This window comes from Mesorhizobium sp. P2_C5_2 (assembly GCF_056404535.1).
Window position 1 is genome coordinate 871,710 of record NZ_JBFUDV010000002.1, and the last position, 23,420, is coordinate 895,129.

Genomic DNA, 23,420 nt, shown 5'->3' on the forward strand with positions numbered 1-23,420 from the left:
GCCGATTGACAGAGCCGCGGCGTCCTTGCATAAAACCCCCGTTAATGTTCTCAGGGCGGGGTGAAAGTCCCCACCGGCGGTAAGGGTTTCGGCCCAAGCCCGCGAGCGCCTCCCGGCAACGGAAGGGTCAGCAGATCCGGTGTGATTCCGGAGCCGACGGTTACAGTCCGGATGGAAGAGAACGATCGCAAAGGACGGCTCGCTCGCGGGCCGGTTTTTGCGTCGTGCGTCCTGATTCTGGTTCGAAACGGAAGGATGGACCCATGAATCAGCATACCCCGAAAAACTACGAAACCACCCGCATCGCCGTCATTCGCGCGCGCTGGCACGCCGATATTGTCGACCAGTGCGTGCAGGCCTTCGAGGCTGAGCTTAGCCTGCTCGGCGGCGGGCGTTTTGCCGTCGATGTCTTCGACGTGCCCGGCGCCTATGAAATCCCGCTGCACGCCAAGACGCTTGCTGCTACCGGCCGTTACGCCGCGATCCTCGGCACCGCCTTCGTCGTCAATGGCGGCATCTATCGCCATGACTTCGTCGCGGGCGCGGTGCTCGACGGCATGATGACAGTGCAGCTGTCGACCGGCGTGCCGGTACTTTCGGCGGTGCTGACGCCGCACAATTATCACGACAGCGCCGAGCATCACCGCTTCTTCTTCGAGCACTTCACCGTCAAGGGCAAGGAAGCGGCTAATGCCTGCGTGCAGATTCTGGCAGCACGGGAGCTGATCGCCGCGTAATGCCGCCAAAACGGCCGGATTTCAGCCCTGCAACAAGAATTGCGGCCTCCGTGGCCGCAGATGGTTGCGGTTCTGGCGAAATCCGGCCAGAAGCATCGGGCCAGCAACCAGCCGGCCGCGACGTTGCGCTTGAAACCAGATACGGGAGACTATTGGGTGGCTCGCATAACACTGAGACAATTGCTCGACCACGCCGCCGAATACGGCTACGGCGTACCCGCTTTCAACATGAACAATATGGAACAGGGCCTCGCCATCATGGAGGCGGCCGAGGAGACCAAGTCGCCGGTCATCCTGCAGGCGAGCCGCGGCGCCCGCGCTTATGCCAATGACGTGGTGCTGGCCAAGCTGATCGACGCGCTGGTCGAAATCCACCCCGACATCCCGGTCTGCATGCATCTCGACCATGGCAACAACGAAGCCACCTGCGTCACCGCCATCCAGTACGGCTTCACCTCGGTCATGATGGACGGCTCGCTGAAGGAAGACGGCAAGACGCCGGCCGACTATGCCTACAATTCCGGCATCACCAGGCGCGTCGTCGACATGGCGCATTGGGGCGGCGTGTCGGTGGAAGGCGAGATCGGCGTGCTCGGCTCGCTGGAGAGCGGCGGCGGCGAGCAGGAAGACGGCCACGGCGTCGAAGGCGCGATCAGCCACGACCAGCTTCTGACCGATCCGGTGCAGGCGGTCGAGTTCGTCAAGGACACCCATGTCGACGCACTGGCGGTGGCCATGGGCACCAGCCACGGCGCCTACAAATTCTCGCGCAAGCCCGACGGCGCGGTGCTGGCGATGAATGTGATCGAGGAGATCCATCGCCGCCTGCCCAACATGCATCTGGTCATGCACGGCTCGTCCTCGGTGCCGGAGGATCTGCAGGAGATCATCAACAAATATGGCGGCCAGATGAAGCCGACCTGGGGCGTGCCGGTGGAAGAGATCCAGCGCGGCATCAAGCATGGCGTGCGCAAGATCAACATCGACACCGACAACCGCATGGCGCTGACCGGCGCCATCCGCAAGGTGCTGACCGAGAACCCGAGCGAGTTCGATCCGCGCAAGTACCTGACGCCGGCCATGGCGGCGATGCGCAAGCTGTGCAAGGAGCGCTTCGAGCAGTTCGGCACCGCCGGCAATGCGCAAAAGATCAAGCCGCTGCCGGTTGCTGAGATGGCCAAGCGGTACAAGTCGGGCAGCCTTGATCCGAAGTTTGGGTGAATAGCCAATCTCCCCCCTCGTGGGGGAGATGCCCGGCAGGGCAGAGGGGGGCGTGAAGGAACGCTACCTTGCTCGCTCTGCACCAGGCGGGAACAGCCTGACGGCATAATCGTAAAGGACTGAGAAGCCGGCGGGACAGCGCCCCCCCTCTGTCCTGCCGGACATCTCCCCCACAAGGGGGGAGATCGCCCTACTCCTTCCGCAAAAACTCGATCACCATTGCCGCCGTCCAGGTGAAGCGGCCGCCACCCAATGGCTCCCCGGTGAGCGGGTCATAGTATTCGGCAAAGCCGCTTTCGCTGATCAGGTCGAGGCTGGATTGCGTGATGCGCCGGGCGACGTCGCCATGTCCGGCAGCACTGAGGCCGTCGGCGATCATGTAGTTGACGACCAGCCAGACCGGACCGCGCCAGTAGCGCTTGGCGTCGAGGCGCGGATCGTCGGGATCGTGTGATGGCACGATATAGCGCGTTCTGCCGGCAAGATGCTCGACGCGTGCCGCCAGCGCCGCTGCTCGTCTTTCCGGAATGGCCGCGAAGGCGGCCAAAATACCGCCGACGGAGGCGCTGTCGATGAGCTTGCCGGTGATGCGGTCGAGGCAGAGATACTGGCCGTGCGCGTCGCTCCACAGCCGCTCCATCGCCGCCAGGCCCTTTTGGGCACGAGCGCGGTTGGCTTCGGCGATCTCACTCTCGCCGAGCGCTTCGGCGAGATCGGCTAGATCCGTGCAGGCGCGGATCAGGATAGCGTTGAAGCCGGGATCGACGACCTGGAACGGCGAGGCGTCGTGCAGCCTGCCATTGTCCCAACCGAGTGCGCGAAAATGCTGCAGCAACCAGAGATAGCGATCGTATTGCGCCTTTGTCGGGCGATGCGCCGGATCGGCATGCAGCGTATCGCGGCGCATATAGGGCTCGACGCCTTCGGTGGGCACGCGCTCGAAGGCATCATCCCAGTCGATGGAATTGTCGCGGCCGGACTCCCAGGGATGGATGATGGCGACCAGCCCCTCGCCTTTGGGATCGCGGTTTTCGTAGAACCAGCGGTGCCAGGCGTCGATCTTGGGCAGCAGAGCGCCCGCCCGCGCGGCCGCCAATGTCTTGTCCCTGGCGCGGTCGAGCAGGCGGCGTACGGCAAAGCCGGCGACGGCCGGCTGGGTAATGCCGGAGGTCGCCGTCGGGCGGTTGGTTTGCCAGACGTCGGGCCCGGGAAAATAGCCGTCGTTCCAGACGTGGAAGATAATGTGCGGAACCATGCCATCCGGCCATTGGTGGGCGAACAAAGTATCGATCTCGGTCCAGGCGCGTGCTTCGTCGTAATGAGCGAGGCCCAGCGCGGTCAGGCAGGAATCCCAGTTCCACTGGAAGGGGTAGAGGCCTTTGGTAGGGATGGTGTAGGCGCCCTGGTCGTTTTCCCTGAGCACCTCGACGGCGCGGGCGATGGTTTCGTCGACGGCAAGAGAAGTCATGGAAGGTATTCGTCTTTCTGGTTCAAAGGGCGTTGGTGGTTTCGGGATCGAACCAGCGGATGCGGTCGGGCTTGGGCGCCAGCCGCAGCTGCTCGCCGACCTTGACGCTGGCACTCGATTCCAGGATGGCGCGGAACAGGCCGCCCTCGACATCGCAGGTGACCAGCGTGTGCGGCCCAAGCGGCTCGATGACGCGCACTGTGGCGTGCAGCCCTTCGCTGCCGGCGTCGACATCTTCCGGGCGGATGGCGAATTCTATTGTCTGCTTGTCCGATTTCGGGCCGGGCAGCGTCAGCCCGGCGACGCTCCAGCCGTTTGCGGCCTTGGTCGCCGGAATAAAATTCATCGGCGGATTGCCTATGAACGAGCCGACAAAACGGGCGGCCGGATTGCGGTAGACCTCGACCGGCGACGCCGCCTGGACGATGCGGCCCTGATGCATGACGGCAATGCGGTCGGCGAGGCTCATCGCCTCGACCTGGTCGTGCGTGACATAGATGGTTGTGGTCTTCGACGCCGCCAGCACGCCCTTGAGTTCGGCGCGCATTTCGAGCCGCAGCAGCGCGTCGAGATTGGACAGCGGCTCATCCATCAGGATGACGTCGGGCTCCATGGCGAGCGCGCGGGCAACCGCGACGCGCTGGCGCTGGCCGCCGGACAACTGGCCGGAATAGCGTTTCAGCAGCTGCTCGATATGCATCAGCTCGGCGGTGCGGTTGACGCGGCGCTCTACGTCGGCCTGCGGCAGCTTCTTCATGCGCAGGCCGAAGGCGATGTTCTCGAACACGGTCAGGTGCGGAAAGACGGCATAGTTCTGGAACACCATGGCGATGCCGCGCTCGCGCGGCGGCAGATGGTCGACGCGGCGGCCGCCGATCCAGACCTCGCCCTGGCTCGGCGTCTCCAGCCCGGCGACGATGCGCAGCAGCGTGGTCTTACCGCAGCCGGAGGCGCCGAGCAGCACCATGAATTCCTGGTCGGCGATGGCGAGGTCGACCTGATGCAGCGCGGTGAAACCGCCGAAGCGTTTGGCGACGCCCTTGATCGCGATTTCAGCCATGAGCCTTCTCCGTGTCGCGTGTCATCGGTTGGCGATCCCCCACATGGCGAACAGATATTTGCGCACGGCGAAGATGAAGATCAGCGCCGGCACGACCAGCGCCGCACCGCCGGCGAATTTGAGATAGAGCGGCGACTCGCCGAGGCTTTGCAAAAGGAAGGCGGTCAGCGTGCGGTTCTCGATGGTGAGTACGGCGGCGGCGAACACCTCGTTCCAGGAAATGGTGAAGGCGAATACCGCCGAGGCCGCGATGCCGGGCAGCGCCAGCGGCAGGATCACCTTGCGAAACGCCTGCAGCCTGGTGCAGCCGAGCGTCCAGGCGGCTTCCTCGAGTTCGACCGGAATGCCGGAGAACAGCGAGAAGGTGATCAGCACGGCGAAGGGCAGCGCCAGCGTGGTGTGGACGAGTGCCAGGCCGATCGCGGTATCGTCGAGGCCGGTGCGGATGAACATCACCGCCAGCGGCAGCGCCAGCAGCGGCAGCGGGAAGGCGCGCGTCATCAGCACCAGGAAGCGGAACGTGCCTTTGCCGGGAAAATCGAAGCGCGACAGCGCGTAACCGGCCGGCGCGCCGAAGCCGATCGACAGGATCATCGTCAGCGTGGCGACGAGCACCGAGTTCCACAGCGCCCTGGCGACGCCGGCGAAATTGACGAAGAACGAGAGACTGCCGAGATCGAAGGCGGGGAAGAAGCGCTTGGGAAAAGCGGTCACTTGTTCGGGCGACGACAGCGCATTAACGATCAGCAGGTAGATCGGCAGTAGCACCCAGACACAAAGCAGGATGGCGGTGGCGATCAACAACCAGTCGCCAGCCTTGCGCGCATCGGCGACTGCTGCGACCGGTGTCTCGGCGACGGCGCTCATATCCGCGCCTCTTTGGGCACACGTAGCGCCCTGAGGAAGAACAGCGTGAAGCCGATCGAGATGGCGAGGATGAGCAGTGCCGAAGCGGCGGCGACGTTGCGGTCCTGCAACGTGAATTGCCAGTTGTAGGTTTCGCCCATCAGCACCGGCAGATTGGTGCCGCCAAGGGCGGCGACGACGGCGAAGACCTCGAAGGCGAGGATGACGCGCAAGATGATCGCCGTCTGCAGGCTGGGGCGCAGCAGCGGCAGCGTGATGCGCACGAAACGCTTCCACGGGCCGGCGCCGAACACTTCCGCCGCCTCGTAATATTCCTTCGGGATCAGCCCCATGCCGGCGACGAGGATGACCATCATGATGGCGGTAGCGCGCCAGATCTCGGCCAGCGCCACGGCGATGAAGATGGTGAGCTTGCTCTGGTAGCCGAGGAACATGATCGGACGGTCGACGACGCCAAGGTGGGAAAGCAAAGTGTTGAGGAAACCGGACTGGTCGAAGATGGCGAGCCAGATCAGGCCGGCGGCAAGGTCAGAGATGCCGAGCGGAATGGCGAAGATGTAGAGTGCGGCACTGCGCCCGGTCTCCAACCGCGACACAACGCTCGCCATCAGCAGCGCCATGGCGAGCTGGATCGGCACGACGATGGCTGCAAGCAGCAGCGTGTTGCGCACGGTGACCGGAAACTTCCAGCTGCCGGCCATGGTGCGGAAATTGTCGAGCGTGAAGGCGCCGTCGCGGGTCACTGCCTCGAAGGCGACCAACACGAACGGATAGAGAAAGAAGACACACAGGAACAAGGTCGCCGGCATCAGCAGCAGATAGGGCAGAGCCTTGCCGTGCATGGTATTTGTCCTTCTACGATGCCGCGGTCTGGGCGCCCGGAGTGCAACAAACCCCGGACGCCCCCTTGGGAGGATGTCCTATTGTTTGACCATGATCTTTTCCGAAAACCGGCGTCCACTTTTCGGGATCATGGTCTAGTCTACCGGGCAGGCGCCCGTGGACGGCTTGTCGGGCGCCCAGCACGGCGCCTTAGCCTGGTCGATGAGCGCCTTGAGCGCTGCCGCCTGCTCTTCGAGCACGCCGTGCACGTCCTCGCCGCCGAGAACGATGCGCTCAAAGGAGTCGGTGTAGACCTGATTGAACTTGCCGCCGAGGTCGCCGAGCCCCATCGGCAGCAGCGCCGGCAGCGCGTCGGGAGCGCCGGTCATGGTGGCGATCGCTGGGCCGAACGCCTTGACCGAAGCCGGCATGTCGTCGGGCAGCTTGACGTCGACGACGGGGAAGAAATTGGTCGCCTTGAGCGTCGCGATCTGCGTTTCCGGCTTCAGCATATAGGCGACCAGCGCCTTGGCCTTGTCCATGTCGGGCGAGGTCTTGGGGATGGCGACGCCAGCCACCACCGGCATGAAACCGCGGCCGGCCGGGCCGGCAGGTGCGGGAAAGGCGACGAACTGGTCCGGCTTCTTGTTGAAGGCATCGGCAAGCCGCGCGACATGGTCGAACGCGACCCACACTTCACCCGACAGCAGCGGTTCCTGCATGAAGGCGTAGTTGGTCGAATTCGGATTGGTGTACTGCCAGAGCTCCCTAAACTTGTTCCAGGCGGTCTCGGCCTCGGGCGAGCGGAACTTGGTCACCATCGAGCCGGTGTAGGACGGATAGAGGAAACCCTCGAAGAAGCGGTGCTTCAACCCCTTCGGGCCGGCGGGAAAACCGAATTTCGGCGAGCCGGTTTTTTCGGCGATGTTCTTCGACCACTCGATCAGTTGGTCGTAAGTGATGGTGTTGAGATCGACGCCTTGCGGCAGATATGGCAGCGCCTGCTTGTTGGCGGCCATCAGGTATGTCGCCTGCATCCACGGCATGTATTTCTGTTCGCCGGTGCCGAGCATGCCGAGCTTCTTGTAGGCCTCGTTGACCTTGACGCCGCCGACATCGACAGCCGAGAGATCGACAAGGTTGGAGCCGACGGTGGAGAAGTCGCCATGCAGGCCGCCAAGCAGGCCGATCGTGCCGGTGCCGGCCTGCAGTTCTGCCTGCAGGCGGGTAAGCCAGGGGCCGTCCTCGGCGACCTGATAGTCGACGGCGCCGTCAAAGCTTTTCAGCACTTCGTCGCGCATCTTCTGGGTTTCCTCGACCGGGCGCGCCTGCGTCGACCAGAACAGCACCTGCTGGGCCTGCGCGCCACCAATGGCAAACGACAGCGCCAGCACGGCGCCCGCCAATGTCCTCAACATCTTCATCATGGTCTTCCTCCCTGGATATGCGCCGTCGTTGCGGCGTCAGTTTCTTGTGCGCGGTGCAGGTCCGTGGCTCGCCCGCTGCACCAGAGTCGGCCGGATCAGCCGCGTCAGCGGCGCGGCCGGCTTGTCGGCGATGACGGTGAGCAGCATGTCGGCGATCTCGCGCGCGCACTGGCGGATCGAGGCGTCGAAGGTGGTGAGGCCGGGCGGCGCATAGGCCGAGGCAACGACATTGTCGAAGCCGATAACCGAGAGGTCGCGCGGCACGCTGAGGCCGGCACGCGCCGCCTCCTCCATCACCGTCAGCGCCAGCTCGTCGAATAAGGCGATGATAGCCGTCGGCCGCTCGGGCTGCTGCAGCATGCGGTTGATCGCCTGGATGCGAGCGCCACGATCGAAGCGCGGCGCCGTCGCCACGTCGAGCCGCACCGACGGATCGCCGCGCCGGCCGATGGCGGCGGCAAGGCCGTCTTGTCTCAGATGCCGGAAGGTCATCGGCTCGGAAATCGTCACCAGGCCGAAATGGCGATGGCCGAGATCGTAGAGCATGTCGAAGGCTTCGCCGAAGGCGTGGGCGCCATCGGTGTCGAGCCAATTGTAGGCAAAGTCGCCGTCGAGTAGGCGACCGTGGGCGACGAAGGGAAAGCCGCGCTCGCGCAGATAGGCGAGCCGCTCGTCGACCTCGGCGATGCGGGTGACGACGACACCGTCGGCACGTCCGGATTCGACGACATGGCGCAGCACCGACAGTTCGGACTGGCCAAGAGCCGCCGTGGCCAGGATGAGGTCGGCGCCATGCGACACCAGCCCTTCGCCAAGCCCGGTGACGAATTCGCCGAGAAAGGAATCGACCAGGTTGGGGCCGCGGATCGGCAGCACCAGGCCGACGAACCCGCTGCGGCCGGAGACAAGCGTGCGCGCCGCCGTGTTGGGGACGTAGCCAGCCTGGTGCGCCGCTTTCGCGACACGCTCGCGGGTCTTCAACGCGATCTGCTCATGCCCGGCAAGCGCGCGGGACACCGTCGTGATCGACAGGTCGAGGCTCGCCGCAAGTTCCTTCAGCGTGGTGACGCGCGTTGACAATCGTTCCTCCCGAACGAGCAGTTGAAACGTTTGTAATGCCCTCTGGGAAAATTGCAAACGTTTTAAACCGCCTTTGAGGCGGAAGCGACAACTGTCTCGTGAATCGGCGAAACCCTTGAATAAAAAAGGCCGGGCGCGAAAGCGGCCCGGCCAAAAGAAGGTCAAGAACCTTCAGAGGGGAACACCGTTCGGTGGAATGGGAGGAAACCGCCGAACGATAATTCCTATATGCGCGTATTCGCGGCGGTTGACGACGAACGGCTTTCTAAAACAGCGCGAGATTCAGAAATTTCGTTCTCGTCTTCGAAGATTTCAGCCGGCCGAGGCGCCGGTCTCCAGGAGATCGGCATAGTGCCGGCGCGCGACGTCGGGATGCGAGCGCAGGCGGCTTTTCAGCACGTTGGTGCCGACATTGCGAAACAGCGGATTGTCGGGATCGCTGGCCGGCCCGCGCGCTTCGGCCGAAAGCTCCTCGGGGAGATCGAGCAGCGGGATGGTCGCATCGAGCCGGGCGCTGAAGAAGAACGGAACCGAAATCCGCTCGACACCGGCCGGCGGCGTCACCACGCGGTGGACGGTCGCCCTGAGATAGCCGTTCGAAGCCAGTTCGAGCAGTTCGCCGATATTGACCACCAGCGTGTCGGGCAGCGGATCGACATCGACCCAGCTGCCGTCATACTCGACCTGCAGCCCCTTGTTTTCGTCCTGCAACAAAAGCGTCAGGAAACCGCCATCCTTGTGCGCGCCGACGCCCTGGTCGTCGCCGGTGACGTCGCGGCCGGGGTAGCGCACGATCTTCATGCGATGATTGGGCTCGGCCCGATAGATCTGATCGAAGGCATCCTCGGCCTGGTCGAGCGACAAAGCGAAGGCCCTGAGCAGACGGATCGCCACCGCCGTCGCCTTGGTCTGCCAGGCCAGCAGCGCCGGCCTCAGTTCCGGCAGTGCGGCCGGCCATTGGTTCGGCCCTTGCAGCCGCGTCCAGGCGGGCACGCCGGGGCCTTGCGCGATGGCCGGGCGCTCGACACCGATGTCGAGCTGTTCGCGCCAATCGGCCTTGCCTTTGGTGAGTTCGCCACCGGCGCGCGTATAGCCGCGGAACTGCGAGGACTTGACCATTTCGATCGTCAGCTTGTCGGCTTCCGGCAGAGCGAAGAACCGGCGCGAGGCGTCCAGCACCTCAGCGGTATCAACAGCCGATATGCCATGGCCGGTCAAATAGAAGAAGCCGACGTCGCGCGCGGCCGTGCGCAGGTCGAACAGAAACGTTCGGTGCTCGGAAGCGCCTTGTTCGAGGCGGCTGAGGTCAAGCACGGGTACGATCCTGGGCATGGTCAAGCTCCTTGTTTGCCGGCCCCGCATTCACGGTGGCACGCAGGCTGGTCCAATCAAAGCAATACGCAATCCAATCTCGAGGCGAATGAAGAAAGCCGGCGCTGCTTTTTGCTGCCGGTGGGCAAATAACGTTCAGGGACGCTCATCCACGGCGGTCCAGCCTTGCGACCAGCCGGTCGCCGGCCCACTGGATGCCGCAGACGAGGATGATGAGGACGATGACGACGGCGACCATGACGCTGGTCTCGAAGCGCTGGTAGCCGTAGCGGATGGCGAGGTCGCCAAGCCCGCCGGCACCAATCGCGCCGGCCATGGCCGAGGCGCCGATCAGCGTCACCAGCGTAACCGTGAAACCGGCGACGATGCCGGGCAGAGCTTCCGGCACCAGCACCTCGCGGATGATCGTCCAGCGGTTTCCGCCCATGGCGCGCGCCGCCTCGATCAGCCCGCGATCGACCTCGCGCAGCGACACTTCGGCGATGCGGGCATAGTAAGGCGTCGCGGCGATCGACAGCGGCACGATCGCCGCCCAGGTGCCGATCGAGGTGCCGACGATCAGCCGCGTCACCGGGATCAGCGCCACCAGGAGGATGATGAAAGGCACAGAGCGGAAGCCGTTGATGACGGCGCCGAGCGCGCGGTTCACCCATATATTCTCAGCGATGCCGCCTCGCTCGGTGGCAATCAATGCCAGGCCGAGCGGCAGGCCGAAGACCAGCGAGATGAGGCCCGACGCCGCCGTCATCAGGACGGTCTCCCAGATCGAACGCAGCAGAAGTTCAAACAGAACCGGCGACATGGCCAAGCACCTCCACCCGCGCGTCGCGAGCTTTCAGGAAAGCGATTACTTCGGTGAGATGGCGGGCATCATCGCCCGCCACCGCCAGGAACAGCGTGCCGACCGGTTGCTGCTGGACATGGTCAATGCCGCCATGGACGAGGCGAAACGGACCCGGCACCGCCACCGCGAGATCGGACAGCAGCGGCCCACGTGCCGCCTCGCCGGCGACGTCGATCCTGAGGATAAGCTCGGCGCCGGCGCCCGGGACAAGCCGGCCGGCGATGTCGGCCGGCAGTTGCGGGCGGATGCCGCCGAGCAGGCTCCTGGTGATTTCGGAGCGCGGCTCGGCGAAGACCGACCACACCGGCCCTTGCTCGACGATGCGCCCTGCATCGATGACCGCGACGCGGTCGGCGATCGAACGGATCACCTCCATCTCGTGGGTGATGAGCAGGATGGTCAGGTCGAGCTGGCGGTTGATGTCTTTCAGCAACGCCAGGATGGAACGCGTCGTCTCGGGATCGAGCGCCGAGGTCGCTTCGTCTGACAGCAGCAGCGCCGGGCGCGCGGCCAGCGCCCTGGCGATGCCGACACGCTGCTTCTGGCCACCCGACAGTGAGGACGGGTAGGCTTTGGCTTTCTCCGAAAGGCCGACGAGTTCGAGCAGTTCTGCCGCGCGCGCCAGGCGTTCGGCTTTAGGGCGGCCTTCGATCTTGAGCGGCAGCGCGACATTGTCCTCGACGGTCTTGGCCGACAAAAGGTTGAAGTGCTGGAAGATCATGCCGATGCGCCGCCGCAGCGGCTGCAATTCACGCTCGCCGAGCCGGCCGATCTCGCGGCCCTCGATGAAGACCTCGCCGGAATCCGGCCGTTCCAGCCCGTTGAGGCAGCGGATCAGCGTCGATTTGCCGGCGCCGCTGCGGCCGATAATGCCGAGAATCTCGCCCTTGCGCACCGTCAACGAGACGCCGTCGAGCGCCGGCGTCGCGCCAAAGCGCCGCTTGAGGTCGACAAGGCGGACGACATCCTCCTGCCCGGCGGCAGCTATGTTGACCGGATCGGCCGGTTCGGCGGTGACGTGCTGGTTCATCTCACTGTCCGTTTTCGAGCGTTTCACCGGTTTCATGAAAACGGTGAACCGCTCTATCTCTTTGTTTTTACGCAATTCCCAAGGGAAAGCGCTTCGCGCTTTTCCCGGGAAACCGCGCACACTTTTCCTGGAATCGCTCTAGCGGTGCACAAATGCGACAGCGGCCCGCTCAACAGCGGGCCGCCTGCTCCTGATAGCCAGGCGCCGATCAATAGGCGCTGATCCCGGTGCCCTTGTAGACCTTGTCGAACTCGGCCTTGACCTTCTCGTTCTGGTAGGAGGCGACCAGCGTCTTCACCCAGGCCTCGTTCTCATTGCCGGATTTGACGGCAATGAAGTTGCGGTAGGGATTGTCGGCCACCGGCTCCTGCGCGATGCGGTTGTCGGGGCCAAGACCGCTCTTCAGCGCCCAGTCGGTGTTGACGACGGCCGCGTCGAGATCCTCGACCGAGCGCCCGACGATGCCGGCGTCGAGCTCCTTGATGACGACCTTCTTCGGGTTCTCGGCAATATCGGCGGTGGTCGCCAGGATGCCGGTGCCGTCCTTCAGCTTTATCACGCCTTCGTTCTGCAGAACGCGCAGCGCGCGGCCTTCATTGGAGGGGTCGTTGGGCAGGCCGATGACGGCGCCTTCCGGCAGTTCGGCAACCTTGGTGTATTTCTTGGAATAGAGGCCGATCGGCCAGACGCCGGTATAGCCGACGCGCACGATATGATAGCCCTGCGTCTTGATCTGGTTGTCGAGATAGGGCTGGTGCTGGAAGGCGTTGGCGTCGATCTCGCCGCGCTCGAGCGCCTCGTTGGGCTGGGTGTAATCGTTGAACACGACGGTCTCGATGGCCAGGCCTTTTTCGGCGGCCTGAGCAACCACCACGCGCCAGACATCCTCATCCTCGCCGCTGATGATGCCGACCTTGATCGCCTTCTTGTTTTCGGCGAAGGACGGCGTCGGCTGAGCCAGACCGACAAGTGTGACGGCCGAGGTGAAGAGTGCCGCAAGGGCAGCACGCCTGCTGATGGCTGAAAAAAGAACAGATTTGGAAGCGTTTCCGCGTTCGGACATTGTCAATCCCTCGTAATCCTGAAGTCATATCGGTTTGGTGGAATACCAAGCCTTGATGACATCATCGGCAATGCTTTTTGCCGGATCAAAGAACCGCATTTCTTCTCAAACACGAAGCCGGGAATATTCTCTCAAAGATTTCACGTTCACGAGAACGGCCGCGCCGGACCGGTCAGAAAGTCTCGACCCAGGGCCGCAGCTCGACCTCGAAGCTCCAGGCGCTGCGATGCTGGCGATGCGTCGCGAGATAGGTCTGCGCGATCGCGTCGGGCGACAGCTGGCTATCCGGCCGTTCGGGTTTCTTCCCGACCGGTTCGATCTGGCCGTCGATGATGAAATGCGCGACATGGATGTTCTTCGGGAAGAGTTCGCGCGCCATGGATTGCGCCAGGCCGCGCAGGCCGAATTTCGGCATGGCAAAGCCGGCAGAACCGGGAAACCCCTTGATGCTGGCGGAGGCGCCGGTGAACAGGATCGAGCCTGAACCGCGCGCGAGCAGCCGCCGCGCCGCCTGCTGGCCGACCAGGAAGCCGCCATAGGCGCCGACCAGCAGCGCCTGTTTGACCGCATCGGCATCGACCTCGGCGATCGGGCCGCGCGTGCGGCCGCTGGCGTTGAACACGGCAAGCGCGAGCGGGCCTTGCTTGTCGGCCGCCTCGAACAGGGTGGCGACGGAAGCAGGATCGGCGACGTCGGTTTCGACGGCCAGCGCGCCGGTCTCCTCGACCAGCGCCGCCAGTTTGGCAGTGTTGCGAGCGGCCAGCACCACGCGAAAGCCTTCTTTGGTGAGAAGGCGGGCCAGCGAAGCGCTCAGGCCTGCGCCCGCGCCTGCGATCACTGCGACTTCGGATGCCATGTCGTTCTCCCTTGGACCGACTCCGGCCGATGCCATGTCGTTCGTCACATAGCTGGCGTCTTAAGCGGCAAGAGACAAGAACGGTGTTGCTCGATTTTCGCCGTTCGAAGCAAAAAGCCCATCGGCATATGTGACAACCCCATTAGGAACCCAGGGCAGGCGCCACGGACAGATGGTCGATGTCAGCGCCGCCCCTCATTGCCCTGTCGGGCATTTCTCCCCGTATAGTGACGGGGAGAAAGGGGCTGGCTGCGGCCTCGGCGCCATTCTAGCAACGCCGGAGGCGAAATCATCGATGAGAGCGACCCCTCTCCCCGTCACTATACGGGGAGAGGATGCCGGCAGGCAGGTGAGGGGCAGCGCCAACGCACGGGAAAATTCAGATCCTGAAACGCCTGCTTTGATCAATAAAGGCAAAGGACTTGCCTGTTCGACCGATCCGTCCGACACGTGGTTCAAAGGCGATTCGAGAAGGCGACCATGGAACCAATCTGGGCCGTCGGCCTGATGACCGGCACCGTGCTTGACGGCAATATCGACGTCGCGCTGATCAAGACGGATGGCGAGCGCATCGCCGATTTCGGCACCTACACGCTGGCCCCCTACCCCACAGCGATTCGCACCTTGCTGGAGGAGACGCTGCGCCAGGCCAGGGCGTGGAATTTCGATGGGCCGGAGCCGGCGATCTTTGCTGAGGCCGAACAGGCGCTGACGCGGGCGCAGTCGGCCGCGGTGAAAGACCTCGTCGAAAGCTACGGGCTGACCATGGCCGATATTGGCGTCGTCGGCTTCCACGGCCAGACCGTGCTGCACCGCGCCCCGCAGCCCGGTCGCCTCGGCGATACGCGCCAGCTGGGCGACGGCGAGCTGATGCATGCCATCCTCGGCGCCAAGGTTGCCTATGATTTCCGCTCGGCCGATGTGCGTGCCGGCGGCCAAGGCGCGCCGTTGGCGGCTGCCTATCACGCGGCGCTGCTCAGGGAAGCCGATGCCAGCGGCGACACCGCCGTGCTCAATCTCGGCGGCGTCGGCAACATCACCTGGTGGGACGGCAAGGACAACATCGTCGCCTTCGACACCGGCCCGGCCAATGCGCCGCTCAACGATTTCATCAAGGCAAACGGGCTAGGCGAAATGGACCGCGACGGCGCACTGGGTGCGGCCGGCACGGTCGACGAAGCGCGCCTGGCCAAGCTGCTGCAGCATCCGTATCTGACCAAGCCCTACCCGAAATCGCTCGACCGCTTCGACTTCACCGCTGATATGGCCGACGGGCTTGGCGTCGAGGACGGCGCGGCGACACTGACGGCCTTCACCGTCTCGGCCGTCGGCAAGGCGCTTGACCTGTTGCCGCGCCGGCCGAAGCGGCTGGCGGTCAGCGGCGGCGGCCGCCACAACCCGACGATGATGGTGATGCTTGGCCGCCGCGCCGGGGTCGAGGTGGTGCAGGCCGAGACGCTTGGTTGGAAGGGCGATGCGGTGGAGGCCGAGTGTTTTGCTTTCCTCGCCGTGCGCGTGCTGCGCGGGCTGCCGATCTCCTTCCCGAGCACGACCGGGGCGCCACGACCGATGCAAGGCGGTAAGCTCGCCGGTTAGAGCTTCTTCTGCAGGAAAATGCGGCTGCGGCCGACTGGAAAGTCCGGCAGCGCGCCGAAAGGCCGGTAGCCCTGCCGCTCGTAAACTTTGGCCGCTGTCGGATTGAACGTGTCTATCCAGGCGTTCTGGCAGCCACGCGCCAGCGCTTCCCGTTCGGCGGCGTCCAGCATGTCGCCAGCCATATGTTGGCCGCGCAGTTGTTCGTCGACCCACAGCCATTGCACATAGAGCCAGCCCCAGGCGGTGTAGCCCGAAATGCCGGCGACGACGGCGCCGGCCCCGTCGCGCACGAAAACGGCGAGCGGCTTGCGGCCGGAGTGACCGACATCACGGTCATTGAACGCCGTCAGCCGCTCGGCCAGAAAGGCGAGGTCCTCGGCCAAGGGCTCGGCGGTGGTCTCAAGGATCGTTTTCATTGCTTTGGCTATCCTGATGCCTGTCCACGTATCCTTTTCCCGTCGCCATACGTCTTGGATGTTGGTCGGCAATTGTGCCGGCCCGCAAACAGCGGAGAACGCGGGCAATGCTGAAAACCTATGCTGGAAGCTGCCACTGCGGCAAAGTCCGTTTCGAGGCGGATATCGACGTTAGCCAGGGAACCGTCAAATGCAATTGCTCGATATGCACCAAGACGCGTTCCTGGGTGGGTTTCGTCGGCCCCCAGCACTATCGCCTGGTGTCGGGAGCCGATGCGCAGGCCGAATATCAGTGGACGCCACCCGGCAGGGACCGGCCCAGCGTCGAGTATCATTTCTGCGCGACCTGCGGCACGCGCCTGCCGGCGCGAGGCGATATCCCGGCCCTTGGTGGCATCGTCTTCGCCATTCCGATGGCGGCCCTTGACGGCATCGATCCGCAGGAGCTTGCGGCAGCGCCTGTGATGTATGTCGACGGCAGACACGATCGCTTCGATCGGCCTCCCGATGACATCAGACTGATGTAAGATGGCCAAACTTTTCAACGCCTACCTCGGCAGGGATGCCATGACGGTGCCGCCAAGACTTGACCCCGCAGGGCTCTTCGACATGCGCTATGCCGCATTCCTGCAAACGGTGGTGCATCTGCGTGGACGGCTACATCGCTATTGCGCGCGCATGACGGGCTCCGTGATCGATGCCGAAGACGTCATGCAGGAAGCGCTGTTCGAGGCCTATCGCAAGATCGAGACACTCGACGATCCGGGCGCTCTTCGGCCCTGGCTGTTTCGCATCGCGCACAACCGCTGCATCGATTTCCTGCGCACCCGGCAGACGCGCAGGCGCGCCGAAGCCGGTTTCGCAGAGGACGAGATCATCCTGCCGGTCGAACCGGCGGGCCAGGGCGCCGATCGCGCGATCGAACGGCTGGTGATCCACCTGCCGCCGAAGGAACGCGCCTGCGTTCTGCTGAAGGATGTCTTCGACCATTCGCTGGAAGAGATTGCCGATCTCGTCGGTTCGACAGTGGGCGGCGTCAAGGCGGCGTTGAGCCGTGGCCGCGCCAAGCTGGCCGCGTTGCCGACGGAGCCAGCTGCCCGTCCAGAACCTCGGCAAGATCCGCAGCTTGCAAGATTGCTGAACCGCTATGTCGAACTCTTCAACCGCCGTGACTGGGATGGCGTGCGGGCATTGACCAGCGACGACGCGCAGTTGCGGGTTTCGGATTGCTTCAGGGGTAAGCTGTCGCAATCGCCCTATTTCGTCGAATATGAGAACGGCCGGATGAACTGGAAAATGACGATCGGCGCGGTCGATGGCGAGACCGTTCTGATCGTCCTTCACAGGGGCGCAAGCGGCTGGGAACCGGCCTATCCGGTGCGAATCGAAGCAACCGACGGGGTCATCAATCGCATCAGCGACTATTATGCCTGTCCTTGGCTGATCCCGGCGGCGGACACGGTTGTCGTGCTGCCCCAACTCGGTTGAGCACCGCCGGTCAACCCGGCGAGCGCCAGGTCCCAGCGGCGGCTGCGACCAGCATCAGCAAGGCCGCGACGATCGCGCAGGTGGCAAAGCCGAATGTCGAATAAAGCGGCCCGAAGCTGGTGGTGCCGATAAAGACGGCGAGATAGGTGACCGAACTGTTGAGGCCCATAATGGTGCCGCGGCGCGACGGGTCGAGCGCGGTGAGGCGCATCACCAGCACGTTCAGGCCGAAATGATTGGCAAGGCCCCATATGGCGATCATGGCCAGGATCAGCGCGAAATTGCTGCTCGCCAGCGCAATGGCGACATAGACGGCGGCGACCAGCAGATAGGCGAAAGGCATGACGCGCCGCGCGCCGATGCGGTCGATGACGCCGTCGAGAAAGGCCGCCGTGCCGAAGCCGGCGCCATAGGCGAGTGCGGCGAGCGCATTGGCGCTGACGGGCTCGCCTAGATCCTGGTGCAGATGATCGCCGAGATAGCCATAGACGCCGTAAAAGGCGGTCATGAAGGCGGTGCAGGCGATGAGCAACGGCACGATGCCGGGAATGGCCAGCGCACCGAACGGCGTCGGCGCCGGGCCACTCTTCCTGACGTCACTGAGCGAGGTCATCGACAAGGCGGCGAGCGCAATGGCTGCAAGCACCGCGACCGCGGCGAAGACGGCGCGCCAGTGCACGAGGTCGGCAAGCACGGCCGACAGTGACACCCCGGCCACCATAGAGACCGTCCAGCCGGTCAGGACGACGCCGATCGTGCCGCTTTCGCGGCCGGGCGGCGCGATTGCCGCCGCACTGGCATAGATTGCCGGCATGGCGACGCCGGCGGCGATGCCGGCGACCGCCTGGGCCGCGACCAGCATGATCACCGTTGGCGCCAGCGCGCTGGCGAGAAGTCCAACCGCCAGCAACAGCAGCGCGCCCTGCAGCATGCGGCGGGCGCCGACGCCATCGATATAGCGAGCGAGGAACAGGGCGCTTGCCGAGGTGCCGAGACCGAAAGCGGCCGACGCAGCCATCACCGCTGGAACGCTGGTGCCGAACGATGCCGCCACCGCCGGTGCAATCGGCCCAAGGACCAGCGAGTTCGAGCCGATGACGGCAATGCAGCCGGTCAGCAGATAGGCCAGCGCCGGGATCGGCGCTGTTGTTGGGAGCGTTGCGGCTTGATGTGTGTTCGTCATATCGGCATAGTGGCCGAATTAAATTCTGCGACAACAAGGAATTTCGTTATGGATGAAGAAACAGATGGTGTTCTGCAGAACAAGGCAGCTGCCCGCGAGCTCGACGCGATCGACCGAAAAATATTAGGCGTGCTGGTCGAGGATGCAACGATTAGTTACGCCGAACTTGGCGAACGCGTCTGCCTGTCGCCGCCGGCGGCGCATGAGCGGGTGAAGCGCCTGCGGCGCAGCGGCGCCATCCGAGGCACAGCGGTGATCATCGACCCCAAGGCGGTGAAGAAGCCGCTGCTCACCTTCGTCCATATCGATACCAAGGGCTGGGGCAAGACGCCGGAGCTGATGGCCGTTTCCCAATATCCTGAGGTCGAGGAGATCCATTCGGTGGCCGGCGACACCTGCATGCTGCTCAAGGTTCGCACCGAGGACACCAGGGCGCTCGAAGGCCTGCTGGCGAGGCTCTACGAAACGCCCGGCGTCACCTCGACGCGAAGCTATGTCGTGCTGTCGACCTATCTCGAGCGGCCGGTGCAACCGGGCGTCACGACGGAATGGCCGACACCCCGGCACATGGCCACGCCGCTGTACTGATCTGCGCGATCTTCGCGTCAGGCCTATTCGAACGAATAGGCAAACCCGTCGGCGGAAGCGCTGACTGTCACTTTGGTCATCTTCTCGCCGTCGAGCGACCGGTTCAGCACGCCGCGGCTGAGCTCCGGCAGCAGCGTGTTGGTCAAAATGGCGTCGATCATGCGGCCACCGGACTCGATTTCGGTGCAGCGCGCCTTGACCAGCGCCATGACGCCGTCGCCGATCACCAGCTCGGCGTCGTGGCTGGCGCGCAGCCGCCTTGCGATCTTGGAGAACTGGTGGCGGGTGATGGCCTCGATCATGGAATCCGAGAGCGGATAGTAGGGTATAGTCACCACGCGACCGAGGAAGGCCGCCGGAAAGACTTTTAGCAGCGGCGGCCGCAAGGCTGCGTCGAGACCGTCGAGCCCTGCCCTGACCGTGCCGTTGCCGGTCCGCTCCATGATGACCTCGGAGCCGACATTGGACGTCAGCAGGATGAGCGTGTTCTTGAAGTCGATGCGCCGGCCCTCGCTGTCGTCCATCATGCCCTTGTCGAAGACCTGGAAGAAGATCTCGTGCACGTCGGGATGCGCCTTCTCGACCTCGTCGAGCAGGATCACCGAATAGGGTTTTCTGCGCACGGCCTCGGTCAGGATGCCGCCCTTGCCGTAGCCGACATAGCCGGGCGGTGCGCCCTTCAGCGTCGAGACGGTGTGCGCTTCCTGGAATTCGGACATGTTGATCGAGATCAGGTTCTGCTCGCCGCCATAGAGCGTCTCGGCCAGCGCCAGCGCTGTCTCGGTCTTGCCGACGCCTGAGGGGCCGCAGAGCAGGAACACGCCGACCGGCTTTTCCGGCGCGCCGAGCCCGGCGCGGCTGGTCTGCACGCGCTTGGCGATCATCTCCATGGCGTGGTCCTGGCCGACCACGCGTTCGGACAAAGTCACGGCAAGCTTCAGCGCCTTTTCGGTCTGGCTGGACAGCATCCGTCCGGTCGGAATGCCGGTCCAGTCCTGGACCACGGCTGCCACCGCATTGCGGTCGACGGAGGGTAGGATCAGCGGCGTCTCGCCTTGCGCGGTGGCAAGCTCAGCCATGAGTTCGCGCAGCCTTGCGAGATCGGCTGCGGGATCCGCGGGCGTCGCCTGAGCGTCCGCAGGCGCTTCGGTCTTGGCTTTGGCTGCCTTGGCCTTCGTCGTTTCCGTCTTCGCCGTTTCAGCCTTGGGCGTCTCGGCCTTCGGCACCTTGGTCTTTTCTTCGTCCGGCGCTTCCGCTTCGGCATGGGCCTCAGCGGTCGCCGCCTCGTCCAGTGGCACGCCGTCGCCGCGCAGGCGCGCGCGCAGTTCGAGGATCTCGGCGACCAGCGCCTTTTCGCGCTCCCAGCGCTCCTCGGCGGCTGCAAGCGTGACTTCAGTCTCGGCGAGCCCGGCCTCGACCCGCGCCTTCCGGTCGACCACCTCGATGCCGATCGCAGCCTCGCGACCGATAATGCCGCTTTCGACCTCCAGCGCCTGGCGGCGGCGCAAAATGTCCTCGACCTCGGCCGGCGTCGCATGCTGCGAGACCGCGACCCTGGCGCAGGCGGTGTCTAGCAGGCTTACAGCTTTGTCCGGCAATTGCCGCGCCGGAATGTAGCGATGCGACAGGCCGACCGCCGCCTCGATCGCCTCGTCGAGGATCTGCACCTCATGGTGCTGTTCGAGCACGCCGGCGACGCCGCGCAGCATAAGAACGGCCACCGCTTCCGACGGCTCGTCGATCTTGACCACCTGGAAACGGCGGGTAAGCGCCGGGTCCTTTTCGATGTGCTGCTTGTATTCGGCCCAGGTGGTTGCCGCGATGGTGCGCAATTCGCCGCGCGCCAACGCCGGCTTGAGGAGATTGGCGGCATCACCGGTTCCGGCGGCACCGCCGGCGCCGATCAGCGTGTGCGCCTCGTCGATAAACAGGATAACCGGCCTCTCGGAGGATTGAACCTCGTCGATCACCGCCTTCAGGCGCTTTTCGAACTCGCCCTTGACGCTGGCGCCGGCCTGCATCAGGCCGACATCGAGCATGCGCACGCTGATGCCTTGCAGCGGCGGCGGCACGTCGCCCTGGGCGATGCGCAAGGCAAAGCCCTCGACCACCGCGGTCTTGCCGACGCCGGCCTCGCCGGTCAGGATCGGGTTGTTCTGCCGGCGCCGCATCAGAATATCGATAATTTGCCGGATTTCCGGGTCACGGCCGACGACCGGATCGATCTTGCCGTCATGGGCGCGCTGGGTAAGGTCGGTGGCGTATTTGGCCAGGGCCGAGTCCCCGCCGGGAGCCCGCCGCGGCGCCTCGGCAGTGGGCGTTACCGCAGCAGTGGCACCGGCTTCGAGTGAACCCTCCACCACTTCTGCAAAACGGGCGATGACCGCGTCGGCGTCGATCTTGTCGAACTCGCCGCTGATCTTCGACACCAGACCTTCCAGCACCGGCGTCTTCAGGCAGGCGAGCACGATATGGGCGCTGCGCACCTCATCGGCCTTGAACTGCAGCCCGGCCAGGTTCCAGGCTTCCTGGATGGCGTGAAAAATGTGGTCGGAAAATTCTTCGATCGAAGTGGCGCCATAAGGCAGCTTGTCGACGGCCCGGGTCATGTCGCTGGTAAGCCGGCTGGCATCGAGCCCAGCGTCGGCAATGATCATCTGCACGTCTGAACGCTCGGACAGCACCAGTTGCTCGATGAAATGGACAAGTTCGACGTAGGGATTGCCGCGCAGCTTGGCGCTGTCGGCGGCGGCCTTGAAGGCGCGCAGGCAGACCGGATTGAGCTTGCCGACCAGTTCCTTGCGTTTAAACCCCTGCGACGACCGGCGCTGTTCCATCGAACCTGCTCCTGAAATCTGCCCGTCGACAGCCTGCCACATAAGCAGCCGCTTGACAAAGCGCGTGATTCAGCCGGCTGCTTCCCTTTGTGGAAAGTCCCGCACCACCAAATGCAGACAACCACGGAATTGCCTGATTCTATGCGACGCACTTCACATACAAGCTTCGCCAGCCACGCCATGGATTGCGCCATTCATGACGCAGTCACATTGCACTGCATCAGCTGCCGTTAACTTTTGGGCAGTTGTTGAATTGTGGGAATGTGCAACGGGTGCTAACGTTGCGTTAATGCGCGGTTTTAGGTCCGGTCGCCGGGGGTAGCAGTGATCGATCTCGCACTTTGGCTCGCTCCGCTGGACGGTGAAAATCCGTCAGGTGAAGACTTGCGCAACGATCCGGCTTTTCACGAGCTCGAGCGCCTTACCGAGCCGCAGGTCAAGGTCGTCCATGACGGGCGCAACAAGCCTGCCGCGCAATCGACGATTCCCGTCGACTGGCCTGCTGTTCTCGGTAAGGCCGAGGAACTGCGTTCGCATGGCCGCGACCTGCGCCTGCTTGTCATCGTCGCCCGGGCGCTCGCCAATGAAGAGGGGCTGGCCGGACTAGCGCAAGGCCTGACGCTGATAGCGCGGACCTTCGAAACACATTGGGAGCCGATGCACCCGGCGCTGCGGCCCGGCGGTCAGCCGCGCGATGCCGCCTTGCGCCGCCTCAACGCGCTGGCCGACCTGCAGAATAGCCAGGAAGGCCTGCTGACGAACCTCAGGCAGATGGTCTTCTTCGCGCCGCGGCCCATCGGGCCGATCAGCGGACGCGACCTCGAACAGGGCGCGCTCGACGATCGTGTCATGCTTCAGGAAGCGGCGTCGGGATTGAATGCCACGGAGAAGGCAGCGCTGGTCAGCGCGCATGGACAGTTGCTGAACCGGGTGGGCAGCGGATGCGCCGCCCAGCAAGACCAGGCCGGTGAACAGATGACGGCGCTCATCGCCGCAGCCCATGCCGCGCTTGAGGCGCTCGACGCGGTCGACACGGCGCTGAATGCCCGTCTTGACGGCAGCGGGGCTACCGTCCCGGACCTGAAGCGATTTTTGCAGCGCGTGTTGACGACGCTGGAACGCAATACGGCGGTCGAGACGACAGAAGAGGCGGCAACGAATGGCGCGGCCAGCCCGGCGCCTGCCGCGGCAAGCCCGGCAATGCCGGCCAGAAACGGTCATGGAGCCGAGACGATGGCAAGCTACGCAGAGCCAAGTGCGGGGCTCCCCGACAGGATTTCCTCGCGCGACGATGTGGTGAAGTGCCTCGACCTTGTGGTGGCGTTCTACGACCGCACCGAGCCGTCGAGCCCGATCCCGCATCTCGCCCGCCGGGTGCGCCGCATGGTGCACATGGATTTTGTTGAACTGATGGAAGATCTCGCCCCGTCGGGGCTGAAGGAATTCCGGCTGCTCGCCGGCGTTCCCGACGCCAAGAAGACCGCCCAGAAAGATGAAAGGTAGCA

Annotated in this window: 21 protein-coding genes and 1 riboswitch; of the genes, 7 read left to right on the forward strand and 14 right to left on the reverse strand. The window is 64.3% G+C overall.

Annotated features, from left to right (window positions below):
* Nucleotides 1–42: 42 nt before the first annotated feature.
* Nucleotides 43–187, forward strand: a riboswitch (FMN riboswitch).
* A 76-nt stretch (nucleotides 188–263) separates the two neighbouring features.
* Together AC1D1B_RS11100 and fba are read left to right on the forward strand one after the other, a co-directional pair.
* A complete protein-coding gene (locus tag AC1D1B_RS11100) occupies nucleotides 264–737 on the forward strand; it encodes a 6,7-dimethyl-8-ribityllumazine synthase (protein WP_477331991.1) in 474 nt (157 codons plus the stop codon).
* A gap of 156 nt (nucleotides 738–893) precedes the next feature.
* Nucleotides 894–1,958, forward strand: coding sequence for a class II fructose-bisphosphate aldolase (gene fba / locus AC1D1B_RS11105; RefSeq protein WP_023729260.1), 1,065 nt, complete (start codon nucleotides 894–896; stop codon nucleotides 1,956–1,958).
* A 190-nt stretch (nucleotides 1,959–2,148) separates the two neighbouring features.
* Here the strand turns inward: fba and AC1D1B_RS11110 are convergent, their stop codons facing one another.
* From AC1D1B_RS11110 to AC1D1B_RS11160, 11 genes are all read right to left on the reverse strand, one after another.
* Entirely contained in the window at nucleotides 2,149–3,426 is a 1,278-nt protein-coding gene (locus tag AC1D1B_RS11110; protein ID WP_477331993.1) for an amylo-alpha-1,6-glucosidase, read from the reverse strand.
* Between the two features lie 22 nt (nucleotides 3,427–3,448).
* The gene (locus AC1D1B_RS11115) at nucleotides 3,449–4,486 is read right to left on the reverse strand and encodes an ABC transporter ATP-binding protein (protein WP_477331995.1); all 1,038 of its coding nucleotides are present in this window, start codon (nucleotides 4,484–4,486) and stop codon (nucleotides 3,449–3,451) included.
* A 21-nt stretch (nucleotides 4,487–4,507) separates the two neighbouring features.
* On the reverse strand, nucleotides 4,508–5,353 hold the full coding sequence (locus AC1D1B_RS11120) for a carbohydrate ABC transporter permease (protein WP_477331997.1): 846 nt from the start codon (nucleotides 5,351–5,353) through the stop codon (nucleotides 4,508–4,510).
* The gene (locus AC1D1B_RS11125) at nucleotides 5,350–6,195 is read right to left on the reverse strand and encodes a carbohydrate ABC transporter permease (protein WP_477331999.1); all 846 of its coding nucleotides are present in this window, start codon (nucleotides 6,193–6,195) and stop codon (nucleotides 5,350–5,352) included. The genes AC1D1B_RS11120 and AC1D1B_RS11125 overlap by 4 nt, the downstream gene beginning before the upstream one ends.
* A gap of 135 nt (nucleotides 6,196–6,330) precedes the next feature.
* The gene (locus tag AC1D1B_RS11130) at nucleotides 6,331–7,602 is read right to left on the reverse strand and encodes an ABC transporter substrate-binding protein (protein WP_477332001.1); all 1,272 of its coding nucleotides are present in this window, start codon (nucleotides 7,600–7,602) and stop codon (nucleotides 6,331–6,333) included.
* A 36-nt stretch (nucleotides 7,603–7,638) separates the two neighbouring features.
* The gene (locus tag AC1D1B_RS11135; protein WP_477332003.1) at nucleotides 7,639–8,682 is read right to left on the reverse strand and encodes a substrate-binding domain-containing protein; all 1,044 of its coding nucleotides are present in this window, start codon (nucleotides 8,680–8,682) and stop codon (nucleotides 7,639–7,641) included.
* Nucleotides 8,683–8,994: 312 nt separating this feature from the next.
* Entirely contained in the window at nucleotides 8,995–10,014 is a 1,020-nt protein-coding gene (locus AC1D1B_RS11140) for an isopenicillin N synthase family dioxygenase (RefSeq protein ID WP_477332005.1), read from the reverse strand.
* 145 nt (nucleotides 10,015–10,159) lie between these two features.
* Complete coding sequence (locus AC1D1B_RS11145) at nucleotides 10,160–10,816, reverse strand: methionine ABC transporter permease (RefSeq protein ID WP_477332007.1); 657 nt, start codon at nucleotides 10,814–10,816, stop codon at nucleotides 10,160–10,162.
* Nucleotides 10,797–11,888 carry a methionine ABC transporter ATP-binding protein gene (locus AC1D1B_RS11150; RefSeq protein ID WP_477332009.1) on the reverse strand — a complete coding sequence of 364 codons (1,092 nt, stop codon included), beginning with the start codon at nucleotides 11,886–11,888 and terminating at the stop codon, nucleotides 10,797–10,799. The genes AC1D1B_RS11145 and AC1D1B_RS11150 overlap by 20 nt, the downstream gene beginning before the upstream one ends.
* A gap of 208 nt (nucleotides 11,889–12,096) precedes the next feature.
* A complete protein-coding gene (locus AC1D1B_RS11155; protein ID WP_477332011.1) occupies nucleotides 12,097–12,951 on the reverse strand; it encodes a MetQ/NlpA family lipoprotein in 855 nt (284 codons plus the stop codon).
* Between the two features lie 172 nt (nucleotides 12,952–13,123).
* Nucleotides 13,124–13,807 carry an SDR family NAD(P)-dependent oxidoreductase gene (locus AC1D1B_RS11160; protein ID WP_477332013.1) on the reverse strand — a complete coding sequence of 228 codons (684 nt, stop codon included), beginning with the start codon at nucleotides 13,805–13,807 and terminating at the stop codon, nucleotides 13,124–13,126.
* Nucleotides 13,808–14,287: 480 nt separating this feature from the next.
* On the opposite strand from AC1D1B_RS11160, the gene AC1D1B_RS11165 reads away from it, so the two are divergent.
* The gene (locus AC1D1B_RS11165; RefSeq protein WP_477332015.1) at nucleotides 14,288–15,403 is read left to right on the forward strand and encodes an anhydro-N-acetylmuramic acid kinase; all 1,116 of its coding nucleotides are present in this window, start codon (nucleotides 14,288–14,290) and stop codon (nucleotides 15,401–15,403) included.
* On the opposite strand, the gene AC1D1B_RS11170 is transcribed toward AC1D1B_RS11165, so the two are convergent.
* On the reverse strand, nucleotides 15,400–15,819 hold the full coding sequence (locus AC1D1B_RS11170; protein WP_477332017.1) for a GNAT family N-acetyltransferase: 420 nt from the start codon (nucleotides 15,817–15,819) through the stop codon (nucleotides 15,400–15,402). The two genes, AC1D1B_RS11165 and AC1D1B_RS11170, sit on opposite strands and share 4 nt — an antisense overlap.
* Nucleotides 15,820–15,926: 107 nt before the next feature.
* On the opposite strand from AC1D1B_RS11170, the gene AC1D1B_RS11175 reads away from it, so the two are divergent.
* On the forward strand, nucleotides 15,927–16,346 hold the full coding sequence (locus AC1D1B_RS11175) for a GFA family protein (RefSeq protein ID WP_477332019.1): 420 nt from the start codon (nucleotides 15,927–15,929) through the stop codon (nucleotides 16,344–16,346).
* Nucleotide 16,347: 1 nt separating this feature from the next.
* The gene (locus tag AC1D1B_RS11180; RefSeq protein ID WP_477332021.1) at nucleotides 16,348–17,307 is read left to right on the forward strand and encodes a sigma-70 family RNA polymerase sigma factor; all 960 of its coding nucleotides are present in this window, start codon (nucleotides 16,348–16,350) and stop codon (nucleotides 17,305–17,307) included.
* A gap of 10 nt (nucleotides 17,308–17,317) precedes the next feature.
* Here AC1D1B_RS11180 and AC1D1B_RS11185 read toward each other — a convergent pair whose 3' ends face one another.
* Nucleotides 17,318–18,490, reverse strand: a complete 1,173-nt coding sequence (locus AC1D1B_RS11185) for an MFS transporter (RefSeq protein ID WP_477332023.1) — start codon at nucleotides 18,488–18,490, stop codon at nucleotides 17,318–17,320.
* Nucleotides 18,491–18,538: 48 nt separating this feature from the next.
* Between AC1D1B_RS11185 and AC1D1B_RS11190 the strand changes: the two genes are divergently transcribed.
* Complete coding sequence (locus AC1D1B_RS11190; protein ID WP_477237297.1) at nucleotides 18,539–19,078, forward strand: Lrp/AsnC family transcriptional regulator; 540 nt, start codon at nucleotides 18,539–18,541, stop codon at nucleotides 19,076–19,078.
* A 23-nt stretch (nucleotides 19,079–19,101) separates the two neighbouring features.
* On the opposite strand, the gene tssH is transcribed toward AC1D1B_RS11190, so the two are convergent.
* Nucleotides 19,102–21,915 (reverse strand): type VI secretion system ATPase TssH, encoded by a 2,814-nt coding sequence (gene tssH / locus AC1D1B_RS11195; protein ID WP_477332025.1) that lies wholly within the window; start codon nucleotides 21,913–21,915, stop codon nucleotides 19,102–19,104.
* A gap of 324 nt (nucleotides 21,916–22,239) precedes the next feature.
* Between tssH and tssA the strand changes: the two genes are divergently transcribed.
* Nucleotides 22,240–23,418, forward strand: a complete 1,179-nt coding sequence (gene tssA, locus AC1D1B_RS11200; RefSeq protein WP_477332027.1) for a type VI secretion system protein TssA — start codon at nucleotides 22,240–22,242, stop codon at nucleotides 23,416–23,418.
* The last annotated feature ends 2 nt before the right edge of the window (nucleotides 23,419–23,420 follow it).

Coding starts and splice junctions, on each gene's coding strand:
- AC1D1B_RS11185 (WP_477332023.1), bottom strand. CDS start 18,490: ATGACGAACACACATCAAGCCGCAACGCTCCCAACAACAGCGCCGATC.
- AC1D1B_RS11125 (WP_477331999.1), bottom strand. CDS start 6,195: ATGCACGGCAAGGCTCTGCCCTATCTGCTGCTGATGCCGGCGACCTTG.
- AC1D1B_RS11145 (WP_477332007.1), bottom strand. CDS start 10,816: ATGTCGCCGGTTCTGTTTGAACTTCTGCTGCGTTCGATCTGGGAGACC.
- AC1D1B_RS11165 (WP_477332015.1), top strand. CDS start 14,288: ATGGAACCAATCTGGGCCGTCGGCCTGATGACCGGCACCGTGCTTGAC.
- AC1D1B_RS11100 (WP_477331991.1), top strand. CDS start 264: ATGAATCAGCATACCCCGAAAAACTACGAAACCACCCGCATCGCCGTC.
- AC1D1B_RS11115 (WP_477331995.1), bottom strand. CDS start 4,486: ATGGCTGAAATCGCGATCAAGGGCGTCGCCAAACGCTTCGGCGGTTTC.
- tssH (WP_477332025.1), bottom strand. CDS start 21,915: ATGGAACAGCGCCGGTCGTCGCAGGGGTTTAAACGCAAGGAACTGGTC.
- AC1D1B_RS11175 (WP_477332019.1), top strand. CDS start 15,927: ATGCTGAAAACCTATGCTGGAAGCTGCCACTGCGGCAAAGTCCGTTTC.
- AC1D1B_RS11155 (WP_477332011.1), bottom strand. CDS start 12,951: ATGTCCGAACGCGGAAACGCTTCCAAATCTGTTCTTTTTTCAGCCATC.
- AC1D1B_RS11190 (WP_477237297.1), top strand. CDS start 18,539: ATGGATGAAGAAACAGATGGTGTTCTGCAGAACAAGGCAGCTGCCCGC.
- AC1D1B_RS11120 (WP_477331997.1), bottom strand. CDS start 5,353: ATGAGCGCCGTCGCCGAGACACCGGTCGCAGCAGTCGCCGATGCGCGC.
- AC1D1B_RS11160 (WP_477332013.1), bottom strand. CDS start 13,807: ATGGCATCCGAAGTCGCAGTGATCGCAGGCGCGGGCGCAGGCCTGAGC.
- AC1D1B_RS11170 (WP_477332017.1), bottom strand. CDS start 15,819: ATGAAAACGATCCTTGAGACCACCGCCGAGCCCTTGGCCGAGGACCTC.
- AC1D1B_RS11130 (WP_477332001.1), bottom strand. CDS start 7,602: ATGATGAAGATGTTGAGGACATTGGCGGGCGCCGTGCTGGCGCTGTCG.
- AC1D1B_RS11180 (WP_477332021.1), top strand. CDS start 16,348: ATGGCCAAACTTTTCAACGCCTACCTCGGCAGGGATGCCATGACGGTG.
- AC1D1B_RS11110 (WP_477331993.1), bottom strand. CDS start 3,426: ATGACTTCTCTTGCCGTCGACGAAACCATCGCCCGCGCCGTCGAGGTG.
- AC1D1B_RS11140 (WP_477332005.1), bottom strand. CDS start 10,014: ATGCCCAGGATCGTACCCGTGCTTGACCTCAGCCGCCTCGAACAAGGC.
- AC1D1B_RS11150 (WP_477332009.1), bottom strand. CDS start 11,888: ATGAACCAGCACGTCACCGCCGAACCGGCCGATCCGGTCAACATAGCT.